5 protein-coding genes and 1 pseudogene are annotated in these 6,381 nt (G+C 31.1%); 5 read left to right on the forward strand and 1 reads right to left on the reverse strand.

The window, feature by feature from the left end:
• Positions 1–184 (reverse strand): annotated as a pseudogene (locus V5784_RS04725) (hypothetical protein); the annotation flags it as partial.
• A gap of 1,210 nt (positions 185–1,394) precedes the next feature.
• Here V5784_RS04725 and V5784_RS04730 point away from each other — a divergent pair.
• From V5784_RS04730 to V5784_RS04750, 5 genes are all read left to right on the forward strand, one after another.
• Positions 1,395–1,901 (forward strand): hypothetical protein, encoded by a 507-nt coding sequence (locus tag V5784_RS04730; RefSeq protein WP_336887894.1) that lies wholly within the window; start codon positions 1,395–1,397, stop codon positions 1,899–1,901.
• Positions 1,902–1,914: 13 nt separating this feature from the next.
• Positions 1,915–3,522: a carbon starvation protein A gene (locus tag V5784_RS04735; RefSeq protein ID WP_336887895.1), complete on the forward strand. Its 1,608-nt coding sequence runs from the start codon at positions 1,915–1,917 to the stop codon at positions 3,520–3,522.
• A 73-nt stretch (positions 3,523–3,595) separates the two neighbouring features.
• Positions 3,596–3,877 carry a hypothetical protein gene (locus tag V5784_RS04740; RefSeq protein WP_336887896.1) on the forward strand — a complete coding sequence of 94 codons (282 nt, stop codon included), beginning with the start codon at positions 3,596–3,598 and terminating at the stop codon, positions 3,875–3,877.
• Between the two features lie 20 nt (positions 3,878–3,897).
• Complete coding sequence (locus V5784_RS04745; RefSeq protein ID WP_336887897.1) at positions 3,898–4,803, forward strand: ArsA family ATPase; 906 nt, start codon at positions 3,898–3,900, stop codon at positions 4,801–4,803.
• A 1,111-nt stretch (positions 4,804–5,914) separates the two neighbouring features.
• Complete coding sequence (locus V5784_RS04750; RefSeq protein WP_336887898.1) at positions 5,915–6,265, forward strand: thermonuclease family protein; 351 nt, start codon at positions 5,915–5,917, stop codon at positions 6,263–6,265.
• Positions 6,266–6,381: the final 116 nt, after the last annotated feature.

The raw sequence follows: 6,381 nt of genomic DNA on the forward strand, positions 1-6,381 counted from the left end.
TAGAAGAACGTTGATGTTTAGAGAATCCAAGAGTTTCATCCATCTCACTATCAAGAAGGATGGAAACTCCATCTTTAAATAAATCTTTCATGATAGATTGTAAATCTAAAACATTTTCAATATTATATTTATCCATAATTCCAGCAATTAATGGATCTACCTCTCTTCTTCTTTTCTTAACCATAAAAACCTCCTCAGTTTAATAGATTATACTCTATCAACTAAGAAGGTTAAAATTAATTTACACTAAATTTGGGATACGCCCACACTAAGCTCACAAAGGAATAACTAGAGAGTACACTAAGAATTTTTTTTTCCTTGAGCCTGACTAAGGTCTGGCTATCGCAATATTCTATGTTTATGATAGTAAACTAATAGTATATTGGTGATGCCCACATCGGGTAGATTCTGACTTTGATTTGGACTCTAAATCCTTTTTCTTGTCTTTAGACATCCGCGTTCTATTTCTTTTTTTTAGCGTAATTCGCGGCTAAAGCTTTTATTTCTCTTAGTGTTCTTTGTGTCCAAGGGTTTCGGCTCTATTTCTCCATTGTCAATTGTCCATTATACATTGTCAATTTTATTATTCTCTCTCATTCGCCTTCTAAGGTGCCTCTAAAAACTCCCCCTTGTGATTACACCCCTGTGATCGAAATACAGCGAATAAGGGAACTATAAAACCTTTGGTACTGTTGGGGTTTAGAGGTTAAGAAGTAGAAAGGGCCACGGTGAGCCTTAAGGGTGTCACAAAGAGCCTTAAAGGTATCGGAAAGAGCCTTATTTCACCTGAAAATCACAGTAATTTACAGTCTTTCAACTAGATTACACAGATCGAAAACCCAAACCTTTACACTAAGCTCACAAAGGAATAACTAGAGAGTACACTAAGAGATTCTTTTTTTTCTTGAGCCTGACTAAGGTATCTCGTATCAAGGACGGAATCCTTGGAACTTCGATACATGAATATTAAAAATCAAAGTCCTTCCACTAAGCTCACAAAGGTAATGCTAGAAAGATCACTAAGAAATTTTTTTTCTTGGTTTTAAAAATAAACATCTATAATTTTATTTAATTGATATTGATATGAATGAGAATAAACACAGGAAAAGTTATTAGATCATGATAGATTAAATATATTAGTAAGTAACTCATCAAAGAGTTTAAATTCTTAGGAAACAAGGGCAGTTTCTTAAGAAAAACTAAAATTTAATTTTGAATACTCACAATAATGAAGTATACTATTAATTAAATAAAGGAATGAAAGTAATTACATGTTCAAAGTGTAAAAACGTTTTAATTTTTTATGAATTTAGATGGAACGTTCAAACAATGTCTCCAAAAACACGTAAAAAACTAAATTTTAGTAGTAAAAATAAAATAAAGAAGGTGATATTGTGAGTAGTGAAGAATTAAGAGAAAAAATCATATTCAAATTGTCTAGTAGTTTTAATATAGAAAAAAACTCAGAATTAGGCGAATTAAGCTTTGATTTTAAGGGATTATTTTTGGAAGAAACCAGTAAATATATATTGTCAAAAGATTTAATTTACGATTCTTTTTCCACTAAGGAAACGATGTTTTATAAGACATTAAAAAAAGAAGAAAGAATAATAGAAAAAAAAAAATTCAAGGAATACATTACTAAAAATTTGGATCTCTTAAAAGGGAATAAAAAAAATCAAATGAGTAGTGTAGCTACATTTATATTTGTAGGGAAAAAACTATCTAAAGGAGATGAAAAGATCATCCAGGGATTTTCATACCATAAAAGCTTTTTATTTGGACTGAAAGGTTGGTTTAATATGAAGTTGATATATATCGATTTAGATACTAAAAAAGTAGTGACAAATCGATTTGGGAAGAAAAATATAATTTTTTTTAGAAGTTTAATAATAAATTAAGGGAGGAAAAGTTATGAATTCAATATGGTTATTATTAGTTACAATTGCTATTTTCATCGTGGCATATGTGGTGTATGGGAAATACCTTTATAAGGAGTGGGGGATCGATCCATCAAGAAAAACACCAGCTCACACAATGAATGATGGTATAGATTATGTTCCAGCAAAAGCTCCAGTATTATTAGGTCATCATTTTTCATCTATTGCAGGTGCAGGGCCGATAGTTGGTCCCATAGCAGCAGCAGTATTTGGATGGGTTCCAGTATTGTTATGGATTATAATCGGAAGTATCTTCTTTGGTGGAGTACATGATATGGGATCTTTATTTGCTTCTATAAGAAATAAAGGTAAATCTTTAGGAGAAGTAATTGGAATTTCAATGGGAAAAAAAGGGAAGAGATTATTCGCTATATTTGCTTGGTTAACACTAATTTTAGTAGTAGCGGCATTTACCAATATCGTTGCTAACACATTTGTTGCAGTACCAGAAGCAGCCAGTGCATCGCTATTATTTATCGGTTTAGCAATAGCATTTGGATTTCTAGTATATAGAAAAGGATATAGCTTATTAGTTGGAAGTATTGTAGGAGTCATTGCACTTATAGGATGTATATTTGCAGGAAATATGTTCCCGATCGTATTAAATAAGAATGTTTGGATGGTAGTTTTATTAGTTTATATCTTTATAGCATCAGTTACACCAGTATGGATCTTATTACAACCAAGAGATTACTTAAATTCATTTTTATTATATGGAATGTTGTTAGGTGGGTTTGTTGGAATTTTAATTATGAGACCAGTTATCGAATTAGCACCAGTTACATCATTTAATGTGAATGGGACTTTATTATTTCCAATGTTATTTGTTACAGTAGCCTGTGGAGCAGTTTCTGGGTTCCATTCATTAGTTGGGTCAGGGACGACTTCTAAACAATTAGACAATGAAAAAGATATAAAATTGATTGGATTAGGTTCGATGTTGATTGAAGGGGTATTAGCAGTTATTGCTATAATAACAGTAGCATATTTAACAAAAGATAAATTTACTACTCTATTAGGAGCAGGAGGGCCAATCAATGTTTTTTCTGATGGATTAGGAAACTTTATGACATCGTTTGGATTAGATTATCATATTGGAAAAAACTTTACAGCACTAGCAATTTCAGCATTTGCACTAACTTCATTAGATACAGCAACTAGACTGGCAAGATTTATCTTTCAAGAGATGGCATCAGAAGTGAAAACTGAGGATAACCCGTTAACTAATAAATATGTTGCAACTTTAGTAACTGTATTAATCAGTGGATTTTTAAGTTTTAATGGATGGACAACTATTTGGCCTATATTTGGGGCAGCAAATCAGTTATTATCAGCATTAGCATTACTAGCAATAGCATTATGGCTTAAGAATTCGGGCAAAAAATACAAGATGGCATTGTATCCTATGATATTTATGTTTACGGTTACATTTGCAGCTTTGATCTTAATAATAAAAGCAAATTTACATAACTATGTCTTACTAGGGTTTGCAGTTGCACTACTTATACTAGCGATTATACTTATTTTAGAAGCTAAGACAGCTTTTTCAAGAGGAGCTCCAGAACAAGTAAGAGAAAAATAATAAATAATAAAACAAAGGGTTTAGTAGCTATTTTTGGTTGCTAAACTCTATTTGTTTTTTAGATGGAGGAGTTATGGAAGAGAAAAATAAAATACTAGAGAATATAAAATTATTTTTTCAAGGGGCATTTAATCATAGAGCAATGTCTGTAAGCAAGATAGAAGAAGCTTTGGTAGATGATATAGATGAATTTTTGTTTATCTGTTTTTCAGAGAACTTAGGAATAGAGCTTCCTACTAATTATTATACTTTGGAGCTTCTACCATACCTAGGGGATGAGTTAGGAGCTTGGGAAGAAAAGATGATTGATCGAAAAAATATGTGGGAAGAGAAAGTCACAGAGTGTCCACTATAAATCAAAAGCGAGGTATCAATATGAAAAAAATTATATTTGTTGGTGGTAAGGGTGGAGTGGGAAAGACGACTTGTGCTTCTACTCTGGCATTCAAGTACTCAAAGAAAGAGAAGGTGCTGTTAGTATCTACTGATCCAGCTCATTCTACAGGAGATCTATTTGATATAGAGATTAAGAAAAAAGACGAAAAGTTTAGATATTCAAAAAACTTAGATATACTGGAAATTGATGGAGAAAAGGAAGCAGAATTATATATTTCAAATATACAAAAACAATGTAACCTAATGCTAAGTCCCGTTATCATGGGAGAGATAAAAGGACAGCTTAAACGAGCTAAAAATTCTCCTGGAACCCATGAATCAGCAATATTTGAGAAGATAAATAAAATCATTCTTAAGAATCAAGAATATGACTATATTATATTCGATACAGCTCCCACTGGTCATACGCTAAGGCTTATAAAATTACCTAAAACAATCAATATTTGGATGGATACTTTGATAAAGAAAAGAAAAAAAATATTAATGTTAAAAAATATGAAGTTTGACCGAAGAGATAGAATAAGTGATGACAAGGTCTTAAGCTTATTGGAAAGTAGGAGGGATGACCTTCTAAAAATTTATAAAATATTAAGCGATTCAAATAAGGTATCGTTTTATTTTGTCATGAATCCAGATAAATTATCTTTTTTAGAAACAAAGCGTGGAGTAGAGAGTTTACGTGAGTTTGGAATAGGGGTAGACAAAATTATAATAAATAAGCTATATCCAGATTCTATAGATCCGTTTTGGCAGGAACAAAAATATAAACAAGAAGAATTTATTAAATTAATAGTTGATGAGTTTAAGGATAAAAATGTTCTGACAATCCCATATTTAGAAAAAGAAAATCAGGAGATATTAGAAGAAATAGGAAAGATAATCTGAAATATAAAAAGCATATATGATATACTTTGTCGACCAAAACAAAACCCTAAAAACGGCAAATAAAAAAGTGGTAGAAATTTCTACCACTTTGAATACTCAAATTTTTAATACAGATAAGTTTTTTTTGAAAATCCATTTAACTTTAAACCCAATCAAGGGTTTCTTAACTAATTTTAAGATAATTTAACGTTTTTACTGTACAGAACAACCCGGCTTAGATCATTTTTTAGATTCATAGCACACGGATTTCTTCCTTCGGCTCCGCTCAGTCATCAATACACAGAAAATCTCTGATCTGCACGGATTAATCTTTTTTTCCTCCATTATCAATTGTAAATTGTACATTATCAATTATACCTCCTAATTCACCGCCTAAGAGCTCCTAAAAACTCCCCCTTGTGATTGCACCCCTACAATCGAAATACGGCAAATAAGGAAGCCTTTAAACCTTTGGTACTGTTGAGGTTAAGAAGTAGGAAGGGCCACTGGTGAGCCTTAAGGGTGTCACAAAGAGTCTTAAAGGTATCAGAAATAGCCTTATTTCACCTAAAAATTACAAGGATTTAGAGTCTTTTATAAGAGTACTGAGCTTTAGTACTAAGAACAGCTTATAAACTTTGATGGAGACTATAATCTGACTTTTTTACCGCTAAGGTATACGATGGGTATATGTGTATTAATTTTATTCATACTTAATGAAAAAAATTAAATATATAAATTTCTCTATTATTTAATAAAGAAATTTAAATGTATCGCGAATGGTCGCTAAGGATATACGAGTATTAAAATTTCTTATAACTAGAAGAAATTTTAATACTCGTATATCCTTTACTGCTACAACACAAGAGCTTTTTTTCTATCGCAGAGGACAAAGAGATTCAGAGAGAAATTCTTTTTTTTTGAGCCTGACTAGAATCTGACTTTGATTTGGACTTTAGACCTTTTTTGGGGGTTTAAAAAATATATTTAAAATTTTATTTAATTGGTGTGGATATGTCCTAGCACCTTAGTAAAGTTGATATGAATGTGAATAAATACAGGAAAAGTTATTAGATCATGATAGAATAGATGTAAATCATAAAAGATTAGGAGAAAATCTTATGGGGGCTATATGAAAAAAATAATAATGATATTTCTTTTGAGTTTTACAATTCTAACTGCTAAAACTCTTACAGGAACTGTTAGTTATGTAAGTGATGGAGATACTATCCACATAGTAGCTAATAATCAAAAATATAAGATCAGATTTTATGGGATTGATACTCCTGAAAGGACTCAAGAATATGGATTAGAAGCCAAAGATTTTGTCCATAAAAGAATAGCGAAGAAAACTGTGACAGTAGAAGTGATGGACACAGATCGTTATGGTAGAAAGGTAGGAAAGGTTTACTATAATGGAAAGTATCTAAATAAAGAAATTGTAAAAAATGGATATGCAGGGTCTGTCCCAAATTACGTGTAAATTACATTTCTTAGCTGATAGAGGGTATCTTAATTGGTACCCTTTTCATTTACCTATTTTTTTATAAATGTCCTTTTAATCTTTCTTCAAATTCTATTGATAGCATTCTTAAAATA

Source organism: Psychrilyobacter sp. (assembly GCF_037132775.1).
Lineage (GTDB): Bacteria > Fusobacteriota > Fusobacteriia > Fusobacteriales > Fusobacteriaceae > Psychrilyobacter.

What these genes read in the sequence shown, in the direction of transcription:
- V5784_RS04735 (WP_336887895.1), top strand. Translation starts at nt 1,915, where the DNA reads ATGAATTCAATATGGTTATTATTAGTTACAATTGCTATTTTCATCGTG.
- V5784_RS04740 (WP_336887896.1), top strand. Translation starts at nt 3,596, where the DNA reads ATGGAAGAGAAAAATAAAATACTAGAGAATATAAAATTATTTTTTCAA.
- V5784_RS04745 (WP_336887897.1), top strand. Translation starts at nt 3,898, where the DNA reads ATGAAAAAAATTATATTTGTTGGTGGTAAGGGTGGAGTGGGAAAGACG.
- V5784_RS04750 (WP_336887898.1), top strand. Translation starts at nt 5,915, where the DNA reads ATGAAAAAAATAATAATGATATTTCTTTTGAGTTTTACAATTCTAACT.